We start from the raw sequence: 21,175 nt of genomic DNA on the forward strand, positions 1-21,175 counted from the left end.
CTAAGCTTAATAAAAAACCCTTTCACTTTTAAAGTGAAAGGGTTTTTTTATAACTATTAAAAGTGATTAAAAATAGCCGCGAATACCTAAGCTAAAGTTGCGACCAGGTAGTGGTGCTTTTTCTTTAATAAATGAACTGTGAACGAAACCTAGTTCATCCGTTAAGTTATCAGCATTAATGTACAGCTGCGTATCGACAGGGCCTAAATCAAGTTGGTAATTTGCCGATGCATCAAACAGGGTATAACCGTCAGTTTTTGTTTCATAAGCGGTAATATCTGACTGCTCAAAATAATGAGTGCCTGCTAGGCTAAATTGCCAACCGCCAACAGTATACTGTAGTTCAGAACCAAGTTTGTTTGCTGGAATACGTGGTAGGTAACCTTCGCCATCTTTTAATTTAGCAGTTGTTGAATCACCAAACACTTTAACCAATGTGCTAGGTGACACTTGGTAGTGGACGTCAAACTCAATACCATAAAGTTTTGCATCTTTACTTGCAAATTGATACACCGCCATTGCGTCTTCGTCAGCCTCTGCTGCTGACTCTAGACCGTGCTCTTCATCGAATACGAGCCCAGTACTTTGCTGGTAATAGTAGTTTTCAATGTCGTTGTAGAAAAAGTTAACGGTGTAACCAAAGTCACCAATAAAGCGGCGGAAACTTAAATCAAAGTTGGTTGCAGTTTCTTGATCGATATCTTCAGGCTCAAAGTGTATTTCGCCGTCTTCGATATGATAACCAAGGCCTAACTCATATGTGCCAGTTGCAATGTGTACACCATTTGAAAGTAGTTCAGCACTAAGAGGCGCGCGCTCTGAACGAGAAACGCTAAGCGCAACACTTTGGCCTTCTTGATATTGCCAGATTGCACCTGCAGAAAAACTTAGATTTGTGAAATCTTCGCTGTAATTGATGATTTCTGCTTCTTCGTCATCGTGACCTTCTTCCTCTTCGTGAGCGTGGTCATGATGGTGCTCTGCCATACTAACTGCCGAGTCAATTTGGTAATCCTCAATACGTGCGCCTAATTCAACGGTTACATCACCAAATTGACGCTCTTCAAGCATGAATAGTGCATTGGTTTTAGTTACACTTGCTGGTGTAAAGGCTTCTTCACCATCAGCATCGTAGTCTGATTCTGTGTAGTGGTAGCCAGCCATACCGTGCCAAAGGCCTAATTTATGTTCAACGGTTGCACGTGCTTCAGTGGTTTTGTTAGAAAACACAGTGCCAACTGCACCATCTTCAATTTCGGCATGTTTATAGTCTGTGTAACCCACACGTAGTGAGATATTTTCAATCCAGTTATTATGTAGCGCATAGCTCATGTAACTTTGCCAGCGATCTTGCTCTAATTGCGCGAAGACAGACTCTTCGTGTTCTTCTTCACCTTCGTTTTCATCATGATGCTCACCTTCTTCATGCTCTTCGTGATGATGGTGTTCATGGGCGGGAATACCGTAATCTGTTTCGATGCGACCATATGACACACCCAATGTTAGGTGGTCGCCAACATAACTCGTACCAAAATTAACATTTTGGCTATCGATAAAGGTGTTTTCTACACGGTTAGCGGTTTCGTGCTCTTCATGATCTTCACCCTCATGTTCGTCATGCTCTTCAGGAAGCTCGAATGTTGGTGTTTTATAATCATGACCTTTGCGCTTTGTGCCATCAAAATGGAAGTTGAAACCTTCATTACCGGTTTCAAGTTTTGCGGCATAAGTATTGGTGTTTGATACTGTATCATGGGTGTATTGCGCAGCGCCTGTTAAAGTGTCGATATTGTCGGTAGGAATACGATTATCAACAACATTTACCACACCACCTATCGCACCTGAGCCGTAAAGTAGGGTGGCAGGGCCTCGTAACACTTCAATTTGTTCAGCGGCTAGGCTGTCATTTGATGTTGCGTGATCTGGGCCTATACGTGATGCATCACTGCTATCAAGGCCATTTTGAGTGATTTTCACACGCGGACCATCTAAGCCGCGAATGATTGGGCTTGATGAAACTGGGCCAAAATAACTAGCATTCACACCAGGTAGGCCTTTTAGTGTTTCGCCTAGGGTCGGCTTAGCCTTATTTTTAAGATTATCACCAGCCAATACGTTAACGGGTGAGATCATTTCAAGGCTATTTTTATGAAGCGCAGAAGCATAGACAACAACTGTTTCTACAGATGTTGGCGTGAGAGTAATAACTAGATTTTGATTATCACCATTAATTTCAACACGTTTATCGATAAAATCGTCTTTGCTGATGTGTAATTGGCCTTTGTTATCCACATCGATTTTAAACTGGCCTTGTTTATTGGTCACAACGCTTTGTGACTTACCATGAACGTGAACTTCAGCGTTACTGATAGGTTGCTGATTTTTATCTAATACTTGACCTGTGATCACAGCAGCCATTGTTGATTGAGAAAACAGCGCAGCGGCAACAGCACTAGAAAGAATTGAAATTTGCTTCATTATTACTACTTCTAAGTTTGTTGTTGAGTGTTGTGATATAATATAACACTGCAATTTTTTATCTGCAATAACGTTATACTATAACTTTTAACTAAGTCGCGAATTTTACACCGTAAACTATACTTAGAATGTTTCAGTTAGATGGACATTCGTTATGTCTGATAAGAATCGTGTTTTTAAAGCCAATTTTACTATTGCAGATTTGCGCGAACAGCGAAATCACCAAGAGGTTTTCACCACGGCATGTGATAGGCAAGAAAGCTATGAACATTTTGTGTTAAAGCTTTTAAGCTACTGCTTATTTTCTCATAATAAAATGGCAACCATGAACGCACGGCTTAAAAGTAGTGAGCCAGATGTGTCAATTAAAGCCCTTGATGAGCATTATGAAATGTGGCTAGCAGTTGGAGAACCTGATTTTACAATATTGAGTAAAATTGCTAAACGTGTCGACGAACTATGGGTTGTAACTACGCTAAACAATGAGTGGTTACAGGAATATGAGCATCAATTAGAGCTGATAAATAATAGCCATTTAATTGCCTTTGATGGAAACTTTATTGAGCAATTGGCGAGCCATTTGACTAAAAACTTACAGTGGGATGTAACGATAGATCAACAGACAGTGAGTGTCTCAGACAAAGAAAACTTCTACCAAACAAACGATCTTGTGTGGCATTAAAGCTCAATTTTTACCTTACCGTTGGGTTTACTACAACACAGCAACACTTCACCTGAGCGTACAAACGCAAGTGGTTCTTGGTTATAACTCACATCACCTTCGACTAATTTAGCGCGGCATGCGCCACAATAACCTTCACGGCATTGGTACGGGACGTCTATTTTGTGTTGTTCTAGGCATTCAAGGAGAGATGAACAGCCAGAATCAAATTCGAGACTCTGGCTGTCTGTTCCTGCAAGGATAACCTCTGCAGTAGTGTTAGTGCTCATTACAGATCGAAGTCACCAAAATCTGATGCATCAACCTGAGAATCAATTTGGCCTACAAGGTAAGAGCTAATTTCAGCTTCTTGTGGAGCAACTTGAACGTTGTCTGATACTAACCAAGAGTTGATCCATGGAATAGGGTTACTCTTACTTTCGAACTGTGCAGGTAAGCCAACCGCTGTCATACGCGCATTTGTGATGTATTCAACATATTGACATAAGATATCTTTATTTAAGCCAATCATAGAACCATCTTTAAACAAGTATTCAGCCCAATCTTTTTCTTGCTCAGCAGCTTCAACAAACATCTGAATCGCTTCTTCACGGCATTGTGCAGCAACGATTGCCATTTCAGGATCGTCTTTGCCTTCTTGCATGATATTTAGAATGTGTTGCGTGCCAGATAAGTGGAGCGCTTCATCACGGGCAATAAGCTTGATGATTTTCGCATTACCTTCCATTAACTCACGCTCTGCGAACGCGAATGAACAGGCAAAGCTTACATAGAAACGAATAGCTTCTAGAATGTTAACCGACATCATAGCTAGGTAAAGTTGCTTTTTAAGGTCAAATAAGCTGACTTTTACTTCTTCACCGTTGATCACATGTTTACCTTCACCATATAGATTGTAAACAGAAATCATATTGATTAAATCATCGTAGTATTTGGTAACCGCATCAGCACGTTCACTGATCTTCTCGTTACTGACGATATCATCAAAGATAAGCTCGGGAGACTGCGTAACGTTACGAATAATATGCGTGTATGAACGGCTGTGAATTGTTTCACTAAACGCCCATGTTTCAATCCAAGTTTCAAGCTCAGGAATAGACACAATGGGTAGTAACGCAACGTTAGGTGAACGACCTTGCACACTATCTAGCAAGGTTTGATATTTCAAGTTGCTTAAAAAGATGTGTTTTTCGTGGTCCGGTAACGCTTGGAAGTCAAGACGGTCTTTACTTACGTCAACTTCTTCAGGACGCCAAAAGAACGATAATTGTTTTTCAATTAGCTTTTCGAAGATAGGGTACTTTTGTTGGTCGTAACGTGACACGTTTACAGTTTGGCCGAAAAACATCGGTTCTTGTAATTGGTTATTATGGTTTCGGCTAAAAGTTGTATATGACATAGTGATTTCTCAAAAAACAGTCAGGACAAAGCGGGCAAATGAGCCCGCTTTTGTTATGTTATTAATTTAATTAGATTTTACAAGCGCCGCCTGCACAACCGTCATCTTCTACCTCTGGTGTTAGCTCATCTTGAGCATCCGATGCACCGTCACGTGTGTTGTGGTAGTACAAGGTCTTCACACCAAGTTTATAAGCAGTCAGTAGGTCTTTTAATAGCACCTTCATAGGTACTTTACCGCCTTCGTACTTAGATGGATCATAATTAGTGTTTGCAGAAATCGTTTGGTCAACGAATTTTTGCATAATACCAACAAGCTGTAGGTAACCATCGTTTGATGGAATATCCCACAGTAGCTCATAGTTGTCTTTCAGGTTTTCATAATCTGGAACTACTTGCTTTAAGATACCATCTTTACTTGCTTTAACGCTGATATGACCACGTGGTGGCTCAATACCATTTGTTGCGTTAGAGATTTGTGATGATGTCTCTGATGGCATCAATGCAGATAGCGTAGAGTTACGCATACCGTGCTCTTTAATGCTCGCACGTAATGAATCCCAATCTAAATGAAGTGGCTCATTACAGAACTGATCTAGGTCACGCTTGTAAGTATCTGTCGGCATGATGCCTTGAGAATACGTTGTCTCGTTAAATTTAGGACACGCACCGCGTTCTTTCGCTAACTCGTTTGATGCTTTCATTAGGTAATATTGAATTGCTTCAAACGTTTTGTGAGTTAAGGCATTAGCACTACCATCAGAATAACGTTTACCGTTTTTAGCAAGGTAGTATGCGAAGTTAATTACACCTATACCCAGCGTACGACGACCCATCGTTGCGTTTTTAGCCGCAGGAACAGGGTAGTCTTGGAAATCAAGTAAGTTATCAAGGGCACGTACTGCAAGTTCAGCAAGTTCTTCTAACTCATCAAGCGACTCAATCGCACCTAAGTTAAATGCAGATAGCGTACAAAGTGCAATTTCACCTTCTTCATCCATTACATTGCTAAGTGGCTTAGTTGGTAATGCGATTTCTAAACATAGGTTAGATTGACGAATTGGCGCCACAGTCGAGATAAACGGGCTGTGTGTATTACAGTGGTCAACGTTTTGTAAGTAAATGCGACCAGTGCTTGCACGCTCTTGAGCAAACATTGAGAATAACTCAATTGCTTTAATACGCTTTTTACGAATTGACTCGTCTTGTTCGTACTTAACATATAGCTCATCAAACTTCGCTTGGTCTTCAAAGAATGCATCATATAGACCCGGTACATCTGACGGGCTGAACAATGTGATGTAATCGTCTTTGATTAAACGGCTATACATTAATTTGTTGAACTGGACACCGTAGTCAAGATGACGTACACGGTTGTCTTCAACACCACGGTTGTTCTTAAGGACAAGAAGATTTTCAACTTCTAAGTGCCAAAGTGGGTAGAACAACGTTGCTGCACCGCCACGAACACCACCTTGTGAACAGCTTTTAACCGCTGTTTGGAAGTGTTTATAAAACGGAATACAACCTGTGTGGTACGCTTCGCCGTTGCGAATAGGGCTACCAAGGGCACGAATACGGCCCGCGTTAATACCAATACCTGCACGTTGCGAAACATATTTAACAATCGCAGACGATGTCGCATTAATAGAATCAAGGCTATCACCACATTCAATCAATACACATGAGCTGAATTGACGTGTTGGTGTACGCACACCTGCCATAATTGGTGTAGGTAATGAAATCTTAAATGTAGACACTGCATCATAAAAACGCTTGATGTAATCAAGACGTGTCTCTTTTGGATAATCAGAGAATAAGCTTGCAGCAACTAAAATATATAAAAACTGTGCACTTTCGTAAATTTCGCCAGTAACACGGTTTTGAACTAGGTATTTACCTTCAAGTTGCTTTACAGCAGCGTAGCTGAAGTTTAAATCACGATTATGATCAATATATGAGTCTAACTCATCGATTTCTTGCTCTGTGTAGTCGACAAGTAAATGCTGATCGTAACGTTTGTCTTCAACTAATTTTGTAATGTGATCATATAAACGTGGTGGCTCAAATTGGCCATACGCTTTTTTACGCAAGTGGAATACAGCTAAGCGAGCAGCTAGGTATTGATAATCTGGCGTATCTTTTGAGATTTGATCCGCTGCCGCTTTGATGATTGTTTCATGAATGTCGTCGGTGCGAATGCCATCATAAAATTGAATGTGTGATTTTAATTCAACTTGTGAGACAGACACATTATTCAGACCTTCTGCGGCCCAAGCGATTACGCGATGGATCTTATCTAGATCGAGTGACTCTTTACGGCCGTCACGTTTGCTTACAGATAGCTGTTGGTTCATAGTTTTGCCTGTATTCCTTGGGAAATTTTAGTTGTAAAGACAAAGGTATTCTTTATGTAATTATTATTATTAAACACTATATGCAGCTAATTGAATAACATTTAGCCACAATATCTGGTGTTGTTTAAATTGCAGATCACAAGATAGTGTGGTCTGCGCTGTTTTGCAAGGGATAGAATTGCCCCATTTTGTGGATAACTATTGGATAAGCGCATTGTGTTAGTGACCATTAACCTTTGAACATTCACAGACGACGAAATTTGTAGAAATCAACTCAAGATCCAGAAAATTTACCGTTTTAAAAAATAAATTTCGACTGATTTTTTTATCATCAAAGAATGTTCAAAAGTGAATCAGATCACAATATATGGTGTTTTAGATAATAAATAACACTATATATTGATTTCAGAAATTTGATTATTTTATTACCTCATTAGTAATGGGCTGAGTTAACAGCCCAGAAACATATTAGATCATTATGATACTAACTAAAGTAAGTGCTTTTAGTAACACATAGCTTGGTATCTCGATAGTAATTCTAATTTTCATATGAATTATCCAAATATTCAGATGTATACTTGCCGAGTAGAAACATATGAGATACGCTCAATTTGTATGTAGTGCGCTTTGTTGCTTCGACAGCAAGCGTTTTACTGACACCGTATTTTGCAGATGCGGTGTCAGTCCCTCCACTAAATCAAACTTGTTTGTTCAGCGTTATCATCAAGATAGAGCCAAGGATCCTATTTGGCAAGGGATAGAATTGCCCCATTTTGTGGATAACTATTGGATATGCGCATTGTGTTAGTAATCATTAACCTTTGAACATTCACAGACGACGAAATTTGTAGAAATCAACTCAAGATCCAGAAAATTTACATTTCTTAAACTATAATTTCATCTGATTTTTTATCATCAAAGAATGTTCAAAAGCGAATCAGATCACAATATATGGTGTTTTAGATAATAAATAACACTATATATGGTTAAAGCCATCAATTGGCGAATGCCAATTAAAATCTGCCTGCCAGCCAAGCGCAGCGTCAACACTCGGTATGTAACCCCAAAGCGCCGTTGCACTGTACATATTAGCTGCTTTTGCAGCTTGAATATCTCGCTCAGCATCACCGATATACAAACAACGAGTTGGATCAACATCTAAGATCTCAGCTGTATGTAACAGTGGATCCGGTGATGGTTTCGAAACAGCTAATGTATCGCCACTGACAACGGCTTGAGCATTACTTAAAGATGGGATCGCTTGTACTAAGGGCTCAGTTAAAAAGCCGGGCTTATTGGTCATAATGCCCCACTTAATATTGTTTTGCTCAAGTGCAATTAAAAGCTGCTCGATGCCGTTGAAGCATTTACTGTGAACGGCAATATCATCAGCGTAATAATCGAGTAACTGTTGTCGTAAAGCCAGTTGTTCTACATCAGGCCACTTATCACCAAAACCAACCTCTAAAAGTGCATTGGCTCCGTTTGAAGCTGCGGGACGATAAATATGCTCAGCGACTGGGGCGATATCTGCATCGGCTAATACGCGATTTAATGCATGACCCAGATCATCGGCGGTATCAAGGAGCGTACCATCGAGATCAAAAATAAAAGCATCAAAATCGATAGAGGGTGCGTTTACACCACTCATTAGGCTAATTTCTCAAAGTGCAGGATGTAATTAACACTTACATCATCATTTAAACTGTACTGCTTAGAGAACGGGTTATAGTTCAGGCCTGTGCTGGCTCTTACTTTTAATCCCGCTTCTTCAGCCCAGGCAATAAGTTGTGCAGGTTTGATAAACTTTTTATGGTCATGGGTACCTTCAGGCACCATTTTTAAAAGCTTTTCTGCACCCACAATGGCAAACAAGTAGGCCTTTGGTGTTTTGTTTAGTGTTGAAAAGAAGACATCGGCGCCCGGTTTAGCAAGTTCTGCTACAGCACGAATAATAGACGCAGGATCTGGAACATGCTCAAGCATTTCCATACAAGTAATAACGTCAAAGCGAGCAGGGTGCTCAGCCGCAAACTGTTCTGCTGGTACTTTTATATAGTCAACAGGCACACCCGTTTCTAAACTGTGTAACTTAGCAACGGTGAGTGGCTCTTGGCCCATATCGATACCGGTTACTTTAGCGCCCATGCGCGCCATGCTTTCACTTAAGATGCCGCCACCACAGCCAACATCTAAGGTTTCCTTATCGAATAAGCCGCCTACTTTATCGGCGACAAAATCCAAGCGAAGAGGATTTATTTCATGAAGAGGTTTGAACTCTCCGTCGCGGTCCCACCAACGTTCTGCGATGGCTTCAAACTTTGCAATTTCTGCATTATCTACATTTTGATGTTCGGTCATAAAAAACTTCCTCGTCAATCTGAGGCCATTATATAGGGGGAAATTACTAAATCGCAAAGATTTAGCGCCTGTAAATCTAAATAAATTGTGATAGCATGGTCTGGAAATAATAACTAAAGCTCTTAAGACGGCATTGTGCCTCTTTATGAGTCAATACTGAAGGAATGTGAAATCAAATGACTGATCTCGCCAATGAAATTCTGCCAGTCAATATTGAAGATGAATTAAAAAATTCGTACCTTGATTACGCAATGAGTGTAATCGTTGGACGTGCATTGCCAGACGTACGTGACGGCTTAAAGCCAGTTCACCGTCGTGTTTTATTTGCAATGAACGAACTCAATAATGATTGGAATAAACCTTACAAGAAATCAGCACGTGTTGTTGGTGATGTAATCGGTAAGTACCACCCACATGGCGACAGCGCGGTATATGACACCATCGTTCGTATGGCGCAGCCTTTCTCATTACGCTATATGCTTGTTGACGGCCAAGGTAACTTTGGTTCTGTTGACGGTGACTCTGCGGCAGCAATGCGTTATACGGAAGTCCGTATGGCGAAAATGTCACATGAATTATTAGCTGATTTAGAAAAAGAAACCGTTGATTACGTACCTAACTATGATGGTACTGAGCAAATTCCTGACGTATTACCTACTAAAGTACCTAACTTACTAGTAAATGGTTCATCAGGTATTGCGGTTGGTATGGCAACGAACATTCCTCCGCATAACTTAACAGAAGTTATTAACGGCTGTTTAGCGCTTATTCAAAACCCAGATATGTCAATTGCTGATCTAATTGAATATATCCCGGGTCCAGATTTCCCGACTGCGGCGATTATCAACGGTAAAAAAGGCATTGAGCAAGCGTACCTAACAGGTCGTGGTAAAGTATATATCCGTGCTCGTGCTGAAATCGAAGTTGACGAAAAAACCGGTCGTGAAACAATCATCGTTCACGAAATCCCTTATCAAGTTAACAAAGCGCGTCTTATCGAAAAAATCGCTGAGTTAGTTAAAGATAAGAAAATTGAAGGTATTAGCGCACTACGTGACGAATCAGATAAAGACGGTATGCGTATCGTTATCGAAATCAAACGTGGTGATGTTGGTGAAGTAATCTTAAACAACCTATATGCACAAACTCAGTTACAAACTGTGTTTGGTATGAACATGGTTGCACTTGATAACAACCAACCTAAGTGCTTTAACCTTAAAGAAATGCTTGAAGCGTTTATCATTCACCGTCGTGAAGTTGTTACACGTCGTACTGTATTCGATTTACGTAAAGCCCGTGACCGTGCTCATACGCTTGAAGGCTTAGCAATTGCTCTTGCGAACATCGACCCAATTATCGAACTAATTCGTAAGTCACCAACACCAGCTGAAGCTAAAGTGGCACTAACAGCTCGCCCTTGGGAGCTAGGCACTGTTAAAGCTATGCTTGAAAAAGCAGGTGAAGATAACGTTGCTCGCCCTGATTGGTTAGCTGCAGACTTAGGTATTCGTGATGGTCAATACTATTTATCTGAGCAACAAGCACAAGCAATTCTTGACCTACGTTTACACAAACTAACGGGTCTTGAGCATGAGAAGATCTTAGACGAGTACCAAACGTTACTTGATCTAATTGCCGAGCTTTTACACATTCTTTCAAGCCCTGATCGTCTAATGGAAGTTATCCGTGACGAGCTAGTAGAAATTAAAGAACAATATGGTGATGAGCGTCGTACTGAAATCAGCGCTGCAGCTCACGATATTAGCCTTGAAGACTTAATCAATGAAGAAGACGTTGTAGTAACGCTTTCTCACGAAGGTTACGTTAAGTATCAGCCATTATCTGACTACGAAGCACAGCGTCGTGGTGGTAAAGGTAAGTCAGCAACGAAGATGAAAGATGAAGACTTCATCGAGCGTCTATTGGTTGCTAATACACACGATACAATTCTGTGCTTCTCAACTGCAGGGCGTTTATACTGGTTGAAAGTATATCAGTTACCATTAGCAAGCCGTGCAGCGCGTGGTAAGCCAATTGTTAACCTATTACCACTTGAAGCTGATGAGCGTATTACTGCTATCTTACCGGTACGTGAGTACGAAGAAGATAAATACATCTTCATGGCTACTGCGTTCGGTACAGTTAAGAAAACACCATTAACAGCTTATAGCCGCCAACGTGCGAGCGGTATCATTGCCGTTAACCTTAATGAAGGCGATAGCCTAATTGGGGTTGATATCACAGATGGCACGAATGAAATCATGCTATTTACTGATGCTGGTAAAGTTGTACGCTTTAAAGAAGCTGAAGAGTCTGAAGTATTAGACGAAAACGGTAACCCTGTACTTGATGAAAACGGTAACCCGGAAATCCGCTTTAAAGGCGTACGTCCAATGGGCCGTACAGCAACAGGTGTTCGCGGTATTAAGATGGCAGACGATCAACGCGTTGTATCGTTAATCGTACCTAAGTCAGATGGTGCAATCCTAACTGTGACAGAAAATGGTTACGGTAAGCGTACAGCACTTGAAGATTACCCATCGAAGAGCCGTGCAACACAAGGTGTTGTATCAATCAAAGTTAGCGAACGTAACGGCGCTGTGGTTGGTGCAGTACAGGTTGATGAAAACGACGAAATCATGATTATCTCTAATCGCGGTACACTTGTACGTACTCGTGTAAATGAGGTTTCTACGGTTGGTCGTAATACTCAAGGCGTTATTTTGATACGAACTATTGACGAAGAGCAAGTAGTTGGTTTACAACGTATCGAAGAAATCGAAGTTGATGAGCTTGCAGCCATCGAAGGCGAGGCCGTTGAAGTAGTCGATACTAATCCTGAAGAAGCGGGTGATAACCCACCTTCAGAATAACATTGATTTAAAAAGCGGCTTCGGCCGCTTTTTTTATCCGCACTATAATTACTGGAATGAGGCAAAGTAATGACTAAATATAATTTTTGTGCAGGACCGGCAATGCTACCGCCGGCAGTTATGCAAAAAGCACAAAAAGAATTTATTGATTGGCAAGGTTTAGGTGTATCTGTGATGGAAATTAGCCATCGCAGCAGCGACTTTTTAGCGCTTACTGCTAAATGTGAAGCAAGCCTGCGTCGCTTAATGAATATTAGCGATGAGTTTGAAGTATTATTTATGCATGGCGGTGGTCGTGGTCAATTTAGTGCTGTGCCACTGAATCTTCACCTTGATGGTAAGCCAGCTATTTACTGTGAAAATGGCGTGTGGTCGAAAGGTGCAACAGAAGAAGCGGCAAAATTCACCACAGTTCAAAGTATCAACGTACGTGATGATGAACAGCAAAATGGTCAGTTTTCAATTAAGCCTGCAAGCAGCTGGGAATTACCTGCTGATGCGTCATACATTCACTATTGCCCGAATGAAACCGTAGATGGCATCGAAATTTTTGACGTACCATCACACCCATCAGCACCGATTGTTGCTGATATGTCGTCGACTATTTTATCGCGCGAATTTGATGTAAATCAGTTTGATCTTATTTACGCTGGTGCGCAAAAGAATATCGGCCCATCTGGTTTATCTATTGTAATTATCCGTAAAACCTTACTTGAACGTGAAGGTCTTGCAAAGCCAGGTATTCTTGATTACGCATTAGAAGCGAAACAAGGCAGCATGTACAACACACCACCGACATTTGCATGGTACTTAGCCGCTGAAGTGTTTGAATGGCTAGAAGCAAATGGTGGCGTTAAAGCGATGGAAGAGCAAAACATCGCAAAAGCCGAGCTACTTTACAATTATATTGATAGCTCAGATTTTTATAGCAATAAAGTTGCTAAGCATTGCCGTTCGCGTATGAACGTTCCGTTTTGGTTAAATGATGAATCGCTGAATGATAAATTCATTAGTGAGTCAAAAGAAGCAGGCTTATTAGCCCTTGAAGGTCACCGTATTGTCGGTGGTATGCGCGCAAGTATTTACAATGCAATGCCACTTGAAGGCGTGCAAGCCTTGGTTGATTTTATGGCTAAGTTTGCAAAGGAGAATAGTTAAATGGAACAACTACGTCTTGAACCTATTGCAAAAGTTAATGGTAGCGTAACCTTACCCGGCTCAAAAAGCTTATCAAATCGTATTTTACTTTTAGCAGCGCTTGCTAAAGGTACAACAGTGGTTGAAAACCTGCTTGATAGCGACGATATCCGTCATATGCTTGGCGCACTAAAATTATTAGGTGTTAATGTTACGCTTAATGAAGACAAAACAGTGGCGACCGTTGAAGGTGTAGCGGGTAAATTTAATACACCATCTGAACCGTTATTTTTAGGTAACGCTGGAACTGCATATCGCCCGCTAACAGCTGTACTTGCTGCTGTTGAAGGTGAGTATGAGCTTGTTGGTGAGCCACGCATGGAAGAACGCCCAATCGGCCATTTGGTTGATGCATTGCAAGCACTGGGTGGTGATGTAACTTACTTAAAAAATAACGACTATCCACCACTGGCTATCAAAGGCGGTAAAATCAATGGTGGTAAAGTAGCCATTGATGGCAGTATTTCAAGCCAGTTTTTAACAGCGCTATTAATGGCAGCACCTTTATTTAATGGCGACACAGAAATTACCATTAAAGGCACGCTGGTATCTAAACCTTACATTGATATTACCCTAGATGTGATGAAGCGTTTCGGTGTTACTGTAAGCCATGACAACTACGAAACGTTTTATGTAAAAGGCTGTCAGCAGTATCAAGCACTTGAGCGTATTATGGTTGAAGGTGATGCATCAAGTGCTTCTTATTTCGTTGCTGCAGCTGCAATAGCGGGCGGCGAAATTGAAATAAATGGGGTAGGTGCGGCGTCTGTTCAAGGTGATATTGGCTTTGCCAAAGTTATGGAACAAGTGGGCGCAAAAATCGATTGGTACGATGAAAAGCTGGTGGTTCGCAAAGGCGAGCTGAATGCTGTAGATATTGATGCTAACGCAATACCTGATGCGGCCATGACACTGGCAACTGTAGCACTTTTTGCAAAGGGTAAAACGGCGATTCGTAACATCTATAACTGGCGTGTTAAAGAAACTGACCGTTTATATGCAATGGCAACCGAACTGAGAAAAGTAGGTGCAGAGGTTGTAGAAGGTGAAGATTTTATCGAAATTACTCCACCTGACACATTTAATGATGTTGCGATTGATACCTATAACGATCACCGTATAGCAATGTGTTTTGCGATGGTTGCAGTGGGTGGCAAGCCGATAACCATTAACGATCCTAAGTGTACGTATAAAACGTTTCCTACATTTTTCAAAGTTCTAGAGTCTGTCTCAAGTCAATAAAACAGAAGAAAATATAAAAAGTTACACTCTAAGTGCGGATCTATTTTAATAACTGGCGTATAATATTCCGGTTTTATTTTGGTGTGCATTGCAGGAGGTTATAAATGCAGGCGTTATCAATGCCCGTAATCACCATCGATGGTCCAAGCGGTTCAGGTAAGGGAACTGTATGTCGCTTGTTAGCCGAGAAATTAGGTTGGGATGTATTAGACAGCGGTGCGATTTACCGTGTGCTGTCACTTGCTGCGCTTCACCATCAGATTGAATTAGATAATGAAGATGCATTAGTACCACTTGCAGCAAACTTAGATGTGCAGTTTTTGGTTGATAGCCACACTCACACATCGAAAATTGTGTTGGAAGGCGAAGACGTCACAACCACGATTCGTAATGAAGAAGTGGGTGCAGCTGCATCGAAAATAGCAGCTTTACCACGAGTGAGAGAAGCATTATTACGCCGTCAGCGTGCATTTCGTACAGAAAATGGCTTAATTGCTGATGGTCGTGATATGGGCACTGTTGTGTTTCCTGATGCACCGTTGAAAATATATTTAACTGCTACAGCTGAAGAGCGCGCACGTCGTCGCTTTGCTGAGTTGAATGAACGCGGTCTTGATGTTACACTAAGTGGTCTACTTGAGGACATAAAAGCGCGAGATCACCGTGATATGACACGTGAGGTTGCGCCATTAGTGCCTGCAGAAGACGCCATTGAAATCGATACTAGCGATTTTGATGCGATGCAAGTGTTTGATAAAGTAGTAACTTTACTCGACAAAGCAGTACTTGCAGGAAAGCTTCCAAAAGCTAAAAAGTAAATTTATAAGGTGCCGGCAGGATGCTAGCGCGATTTTAACAACCCCATGCAGCATGGTTGCTAATTGGTTATTTAATTATTTAGAGACGTATAATGTCAGAAAATTTTGCGCAGTTATTTGAAGAAAGCCTAAAGGGTTTTGAAGCAGAGCAAGGCTCTATCGTTAAAGGTACAGTTATCTCAATCGAGAACAACATCGTACTTGTTGATGCTGGTCTTAAATCTGAAAGTGCAATCCCTGCTGAGCAATTCAAAAATGCTGCTGGTGAACTAGAAGTTGCTGTTGGCGACGAAGTAGATGTTGCTTTAGACGCAATCGAAGACGGTTTCGGTGAAACTATCCTTTCTCGTGAGAAAGCGAAGCGTCACGAAGCGTGGATCCGCTTAGAAAAAGCATGTGAAGAGCAAGAGACTGTTACTGGTGTTATCAACGGTAAAGTTAAAGGCGGTTTCACTGTTGAAGTTGATTCAATCCGTGCCTTCCTACCTGGTTCACTTGTTGATGTTCGTCCAGTACGTGACACAACTCACCTTGAAGGTAAAGAGCTTGAGTTCAAAGTAATCAAGCTTGACCAAAAACGTAACAACGTTGTTGTTTCTCGCCGTGCAGTTATCGAATCAGAAAACTCACAAGAGCGTGAAGAGCTTCTTGCTAACCTTGTTGAAGGTCAAGAAGTTAAAGGTATCGTTAAGAACCTTACTGACTACGGTGCGTTCGTTGACCTTGGTGGTGTTGACGGTCTACTACACATCACAGACATGGCGTGGAAGCGTGTTAAGCACCCTTCAGAAATCGTTAATGTTGGCGACGAAATCGCAGTTAAAGTTCTTAAATTCGACAAAGAAAAGACTCGTGTATCTCTAGGCCTTAAACAGCTTGGCGAAGATCCATGGGCAGCTATCGCTGGTCGTTACCCAGAAGGTTCTAAGCTTTCTGGTCGTGTAACTAACCTTACTGACTACGGTTGTTTCGTTGAAATCGAAGAAGGCGTAGAAGGTCTAGTACACGTTTCTGAAATGGATTGGACTAACAAGAACATCCACCCTTCAAAAGTTGTTTCACTAGGTGACACTGTTGAAGTTATGGTTCTTGAAATCGACGAAGAGCGTCGTCGTATTTCTCTTGGTCTTAAGCAATGTATTGCTAACCCATGGCAAGAATTTGCTCGTCTACAAAACAAAGGCGACCAAGTTACTGGTAAGATCAAATCAATCACTGACTTCGGTATCTTCATCGGTCTTGAAGGCGGTATTGACGGTCTTGTTCACCTTTCAGACATTTCTTGGAACACACCAGGCGAAGAAGCTGTACGTGAATTCAAGAAAGGCGACGAAATCACTGCTATCGTATTACAAGTTGACCCAGAGCGTGAGCGTATCTCTCTAGGCGTTAAACAAATCGAAGCTGACCCATTCAATAACTACCTGGACGCAAACAAAAAAGGTGCTATTGTTAAAGGTAAAGTGACTGAAGTTGATGCGAAAGGCGCAACTGTTGAGCTAATCGAAGGCGTTGAAGGTTACATCCGTGTAGCTGATATCGCTCAAGAGCGCGTTGAAGACGCTACTACTGTAGTTTCTGTAGGCGACGAAATCGAAGCGAAATACGTTGGTGTTGATCGTAAGAACCGCACTTTAAGCTTATCTGTTAAAGCTCTTTTCGAAGCAGAAGAGAAAGAAGTACTAGAGAAGCTTAAGAAAGAAGAGCCAGCGTTCGAAAACGCTATGGCTGCAGCATTCAAAAATGCTCAAAAAGACTAATATCTAGTCTTTTTAAATTGGAAGGGCAGCTTTGCCCTTCCTTTACCACTCTTTAAGGAAACGCTATGACTAAGTCAGAATTGATAGAACAACTTGCTGAGCAACACGCACACATCCCTGTGAAAGATGTTGAAAATGCCGTTAAAGAAATTCTTGAACAAATGGCCGGCTCATTATCTAGCTCAGATCGCATCGAGATCCGTGGCTTTGGAAGTTTCTCATTGCATTATCGTTCTCCTCGCACAGGTCGTAATCCAAAGACTGGCGAAACAGTTGAGTTAGACGGTAAGCACGTACCACATTTTAAACCAGGTAAAGAATTACGTGACCGCGTAAATGCGAGTATTGCCTAGTTTTATACAGGAGTAGTTACTTGTTTAGGGTATTAAAAATTGTATTAATTGCGCTGTGTTTATTTATTGCGTTTGTACTTGGTTCACAGAATCCACAATTGGTGCAAATCAATTATTTAATCGCCAGTAATACCTTACCCCTAGCTGTTGTAATAAGTATCTGCTTTATTTTAGGTGTCGCAATTGGTTGTTTTATAAGCTTTACACTGTTTTCTCAGTTAAAGTGGCAGAATTATCGCTTAAAGAAGAAATTAGCGCCTGAAAAAAACAATAAAAAGCTTGTTGCTAATAAAGACACCTAATCATGATTGAGCTTCTGTTTTTACTTTTACCCGTTGCAGCCGGTTACGGTTGGATAATGGGCAAAAACAGCGCTAAAAACCAAGCTCATCAGCTTAACCGCCAAATTACCTCTGAATATTCTAAAGGCCTTAAATTTCTCTTAGACAGAGAAGAAGACCAAGGCTTAGAACACCTTATTAATCTACTCGAAGTTGCAGCTGACTCAGTTGAGCATTATTCAACATTGGCCACCATGTTTCGCCGTCGCGGCGAGCTTGACCGCGCAATTAAAATTCATGAGCTGCTATTAAAACATCCAAGCCTTGATGAGCAACAAGCTGCAACGAGTCGTCTAGAACTTGCTGAAGATTATATTATGGCAGGTTTGCTAGACGGCGCAGAAGAGCATTTAGTGTGGCTTGTAAAGGCGGGGCATAAAGAGGCACTAGAGCCAATTATTAACCTTTATTCACAAACACGTGAATGGGAAAAGGGCATTAACATGTTCGAGGCACACAGTGATTTATTTACTAAACCTCAGCATGTGAAAGCCATTGCTAATTTTTACTGTGAAGCAGCCTTACAAGATAACGATACGCAAATTATGCGTAAAGCTATTAGCTTAAATCATAAAGCCATTCGTCCATTGTATGAGCTTGGCCACAGTGCCTTTACCAATGAAGATTATGTAAAAGCAATTTATTATTGGCGCGAGCTTATTAGCCAATTTACATTTTTTGCGCCGGTATTTATTGAAGAGCTTGCAGTTAGTTATCAAAAATTAAACCTAACCCACCAATTTCATGAGTTACTCAACGAGTTGCTCGATAAAGGTGGTGTATTAATAAAAATAAAACATTGCCAAGCTTTACTTGAGCAAGGCCATATCGAGCAAGCAATTAAATTTTTAACGGATAGTTTAAAGCGTCATCCGACTATTCGTGGCTTTAGCTTTTTATTACAGCTACTTGCCAAGCAAAATAACGATATTAAAGATGTACTTGATCAAATTGATAAGCTAGTAACGTCTTATATCGCAACCAAACCTGATTTTCAGTGCCAGCACTGTGGCTTTACCAGTCATACCATTTATTGGGTATGTCCATCGTGCAAGCACTGGGAAACAATTGTTCCAAGCCGTGGCATAGACGGTTTTTAATTCATATTAGTCCATTAGTTTTTAGGAAAGTTATGTCTGTCGAAGATTCAAAAAAAGTATTAATTGCCCTTGATTACGATGATCAACAAACAGCTCTTGCGTTTGTAAAGCAATTATCGCCTGATACGTGTCGCCTTAAAGTAGGCAAAGAAATGTTCACGTATTTTGGTCCTAGCTTTGTTAAGGAACTAATCGACTTAGGTTTTGATGTATTCTTAGACCTAAAATTTCACGATATTCCAAACACAGTGGCTAAAGCTGTAACCGCAGCTGCAAAAATGGGTGTGTGGATGGTTAACGTGCATGCCTCTGGTGGTGTTGAAATGATGACCAAAGCAAAACAAGCTTTAGAGCAGTTTGGTGATGATGCTCCATTACTGATTGCAGTAACTGTACTAACCAGTATGGATGCCGCAGAGCTTACTCGTTTAGGTGTAGATAAAACGCCAGAAGAGCAAGTAATTTACCTAGCAAAACTTGCTAAAGAGTCAGGCCTTGATGGGGTAGTGTGCTCAGCGCAAGAAGCGAAAAAGCTAAAAGCTGAATTAGGCGCAGACTTTAAACTGGTTACCCCAGGTATTCGCCCAGCAGGCAGCGATGCAGGTGATCAAAAGCGCATCATGACACCTAAACAAGCCGTAGAAGATGGTAGCGACTATTTAGTTGTAGGCCGCCCAATCACCCAATCGGCAGACCCAGTTGCAACATTAAAAGAAATTAATGACTCACTAAAATAACCTAGTTATTTTAAAATAGTCTTTAAAGAGCATTGTATGTGTGATTTATATCGCGCTAAATACAGTGCTCTTTTTGTTTGTTGGCAAATTCCGAAAGATACTCTTGGTCATCTACTATTCAGTAACGCCTTGCTCAGTGGAAAAATGCGAGCGAGAGCGAGTAGTTTTTCCGATGCGCAACTTGTTATGCATTTTATATGTGTGGGCTAATTTCAACGGGGCCTGTCCATTGAAAACCGTTGATTAAATGTTGAAATAAATCAGCCACAACGCCAAGTGTATTTTGACTAATTTCAAATTCTTGGTAAGTACCATCGTCTATTGTGTAACCAAGGCGATTTCCGTTTAAGTTGCTAAGTGCTAGAACTCCACCACCTTCAGCTTTAATAAAACCGTTATCTATAGGTTTTAAATCCATTTTGACCTTTTTCCTTACATCTGCAGGTTTACCATATCCTCTACTTCGATCTTCAGAATGTTGAGCACTATTACGTATTTTAGATAACGACGGAAAAGTATCCTCTAACTGTTTTTTTAAGTTTTTTACATGAGCAAGCTCTGTTTCATCTGCGAGAACAGATAAATATTTTGAAAATGTATCTGCTGAAGATAAAAAGCTGTGTGCATGTATGAATGAAATACGGTGTTTATAGCTTCTTGGTATTTCACCAGAATTTAGCTTTTCCTTTCTATAAAGCTTTTCAGTTTCAGTTCTATGATAGTCATGGTTATTATAAAAGTCATTTTCATTAGGTAGTGCAGCACGATACTCTTGTTCTATGCGCATTCTTAACTGTCTATCAAGTTCCCACGAGTCTCTCATCGTATCTGAGCTATATTCTTCCTGATTTTTTTGCTGGCATTCTATAAACATAGTCAGTGTAATTGCCATATCTATTACGGCTGTTTCCATCGATGAAATAAGATTTTTTATTTCAAATGCTTTATTTTTGTCAGGAAATTCTAGCCAAGTTCCTGGATATTCAATATTTACAATGAACATGCTCGATCCTTTGATGCATAACAATTTTATAGTGCGCGCTTCGCGAATCTTTCTGCCGATGTCACGCCCATGTATTAATAAATCTATTCTTAACAAATAACGTAATGTATTACCAACTATAATTTTTTATTGAAGCTCAAGAGATTCAGAAAAAAGAAATTGCGCTCGTCGCTCATTTTCTTGAATATGGGAGCATAACAACTGAACTGTGTATTCATATAGTCATTTGTATTGGTGATGTCATAAAAGTTAGTGGAATATCAGATTATGGAGTAGAGCCAATATCATTAGCTGAATCACTGTATCTGATAGCTCAAAGGTGCTCTATAGAGTAATTACGTTAACTCATTTTGGGGCGTGCGACGTGAAGTCGTATGAAGCGCTGTTCACCGCTTAATGAGTGAACCATCTGTATCACCAGATGATCCTAGGAGCCTGAATAAAGTAGCGGCTCTGACAATGTAACGAAGGTTGG

At 40.8% G+C, this 21,175-nt stretch carries 17 protein-coding genes; 10 read left to right on the forward strand and 7 right to left on the reverse strand.

What is annotated here, in order from left to right; translation table 11 throughout:
* Nucleotides 1-66 precede the first annotated feature (66 nt).
* Complete coding sequence (locus tag L1267_RS10245; protein ID WP_235382755.1) at nucleotides 67-2,478, reverse strand: TonB-dependent receptor; 2,412 nt, start codon at nucleotides 2,476-2,478, stop codon at nucleotides 67-69.
* A gap of 154 nt (nucleotides 2,479-2,632) precedes the next feature.
* On the opposite strand from L1267_RS10245, the gene L1267_RS10250 reads away from it, so the two are divergent.
* Nucleotides 2,633-3,160 carry a YaeQ family protein gene (locus tag L1267_RS10250; RefSeq protein WP_135924734.1) on the forward strand — a complete coding sequence of 176 codons (528 nt, stop codon included), beginning with the start codon at nucleotides 2,633-2,635 and terminating at the stop codon, nucleotides 3,158-3,160.
* On the opposite strand, the gene yfaE is transcribed toward L1267_RS10250, so the two are convergent.
* The 5 genes from yfaE to ubiG form a co-directional block, all read right to left on the reverse strand.
* Nucleotides 3,157-3,429 carry a class I ribonucleotide reductase maintenance protein YfaE gene (yfaE, locus tag L1267_RS10255; protein ID WP_235382756.1) on the reverse strand — a complete coding sequence of 91 codons (273 nt, stop codon included), beginning with the start codon at nucleotides 3,427-3,429 and terminating at the stop codon, nucleotides 3,157-3,159. The two genes, L1267_RS10250 and yfaE, sit on opposite strands and share 4 nt — an antisense overlap.
* Entirely contained in the window at nucleotides 3,429-4,559 is a 1,131-nt protein-coding gene (nrdB, locus tag L1267_RS10260) for a class Ia ribonucleoside-diphosphate reductase subunit beta (RefSeq protein ID WP_130051426.1), read from the reverse strand. The genes yfaE and nrdB overlap by 1 nt, the downstream gene beginning before the upstream one ends.
* A 70-nt stretch (nucleotides 4,560-4,629) precedes the next feature.
* Nucleotides 4,630-6,915, reverse strand: a complete 2,286-nt coding sequence (gene nrdA / locus L1267_RS10265; protein WP_135924729.1) for a class 1a ribonucleoside-diphosphate reductase subunit alpha — start codon at nucleotides 6,913-6,915, stop codon at nucleotides 4,630-4,632.
* A gap of 976 nt (nucleotides 6,916-7,891) precedes the next feature.
* The gene (locus L1267_RS10270) at nucleotides 7,892-8,566 is read right to left on the reverse strand and encodes an HAD family hydrolase (protein ID WP_135924726.1); all 675 of its coding nucleotides are present in this window, start codon (nucleotides 8,564-8,566) and stop codon (nucleotides 7,892-7,894) included.
* Nucleotides 8,566-9,276: a bifunctional 2-polyprenyl-6-hydroxyphenol methylase/3-demethylubiquinol 3-O-methyltransferase UbiG gene (gene ubiG / locus L1267_RS10275; RefSeq protein ID WP_199526442.1), complete on the reverse strand. Its 711-nt coding sequence runs from the start codon at nucleotides 9,274-9,276 to the stop codon at nucleotides 8,566-8,568. The genes L1267_RS10270 and ubiG overlap by 1 nt, the downstream gene beginning before the upstream one ends.
* A gap of 176 nt (nucleotides 9,277-9,452) precedes the next feature.
* Here ubiG and gyrA point away from each other — a divergent pair, with 176 nt between their 5' ends.
* From gyrA to pyrF, 9 genes are all read left to right on the forward strand, one after another.
* Nucleotides 9,453-12,149, forward strand: a complete 2,697-nt coding sequence (gene gyrA / locus L1267_RS10280; protein ID WP_135924722.1) for a DNA topoisomerase (ATP-hydrolyzing) subunit A — start codon at nucleotides 9,453-9,455, stop codon at nucleotides 12,147-12,149.
* A 69-nt stretch (nucleotides 12,150-12,218) separates the two neighbouring features.
* Nucleotides 12,219-13,307 (forward strand): 3-phosphoserine/phosphohydroxythreonine transaminase, encoded by a 1,089-nt coding sequence (gene serC / locus L1267_RS10285; protein ID WP_138557556.1) that lies wholly within the window; start codon nucleotides 12,219-12,221, stop codon nucleotides 13,305-13,307.
* On the forward strand, nucleotides 13,308-14,588 hold the full coding sequence (gene aroA, locus L1267_RS10290; RefSeq protein ID WP_235382757.1) for a 3-phosphoshikimate 1-carboxyvinyltransferase: 1,281 nt from the start codon (nucleotides 13,308-13,310) through the stop codon (nucleotides 14,586-14,588).
* 104 nt (nucleotides 14,589-14,692) lie between these two features.
* A complete protein-coding gene (cmk, locus tag L1267_RS10295) occupies nucleotides 14,693-15,406 on the forward strand; it encodes a (d)CMP kinase (protein WP_235382758.1) in 714 nt (237 codons plus the stop codon).
* 92 nt (nucleotides 15,407-15,498) lie between these two features.
* A complete protein-coding gene (gene rpsA / locus L1267_RS10300; protein ID WP_063528811.1) occupies nucleotides 15,499-17,166 on the forward strand; it encodes a 30S ribosomal protein S1 in 1,668 nt (555 codons plus the stop codon).
* A gap of 65 nt (nucleotides 17,167-17,231) precedes the next feature.
* Nucleotides 17,232-17,519 (forward strand): integration host factor subunit beta, encoded by a 288-nt coding sequence (gene ihfB / locus L1267_RS10305; RefSeq protein ID WP_036968575.1) that lies wholly within the window; start codon nucleotides 17,232-17,234, stop codon nucleotides 17,517-17,519.
* Nucleotides 17,520-17,539: 20 nt separating this feature from the next.
* Complete coding sequence (locus L1267_RS10310) at nucleotides 17,540-17,821, forward strand: lipopolysaccharide assembly protein LapA domain-containing protein (RefSeq protein ID WP_054551349.1); 282 nt, start codon at nucleotides 17,540-17,542, stop codon at nucleotides 17,819-17,821.
* A gap of 2 nt (nucleotides 17,822-17,823) precedes the next feature.
* Nucleotides 17,824-18,960, forward strand: a complete 1,137-nt coding sequence (lapB, locus tag L1267_RS10315; RefSeq protein ID WP_135924712.1) for a lipopolysaccharide assembly protein LapB — start codon at nucleotides 17,824-17,826, stop codon at nucleotides 18,958-18,960.
* 32 nt (nucleotides 18,961-18,992) lie between these two features.
* Nucleotides 18,993-19,697, forward strand: a complete 705-nt coding sequence (gene pyrF / locus L1267_RS10320; protein WP_062564454.1) for an orotidine-5'-phosphate decarboxylase — start codon at nucleotides 18,993-18,995, stop codon at nucleotides 19,695-19,697.
* Between the two features lie 193 nt (nucleotides 19,698-19,890).
* Here the strand turns inward: pyrF and L1267_RS10325 are convergent, their stop codons facing one another.
* The gene (locus L1267_RS10325) at nucleotides 19,891-20,700 is read right to left on the reverse strand and encodes a hypothetical protein (protein ID WP_235382759.1); all 810 of its coding nucleotides are present in this window, start codon (nucleotides 20,698-20,700) and stop codon (nucleotides 19,891-19,893) included.
* Between the last annotated feature and the right edge of the window lie 475 nt (nucleotides 20,701-21,175).

Origin of the sequence: Pseudoalteromonas sp. OFAV1, from assembly GCF_021532595.1 — a bacterium.
Classification (GTDB): domain Bacteria; phylum Pseudomonadota; class Gammaproteobacteria; order Enterobacterales; family Alteromonadaceae; genus Pseudoalteromonas; species Pseudoalteromonas lipolytica_C.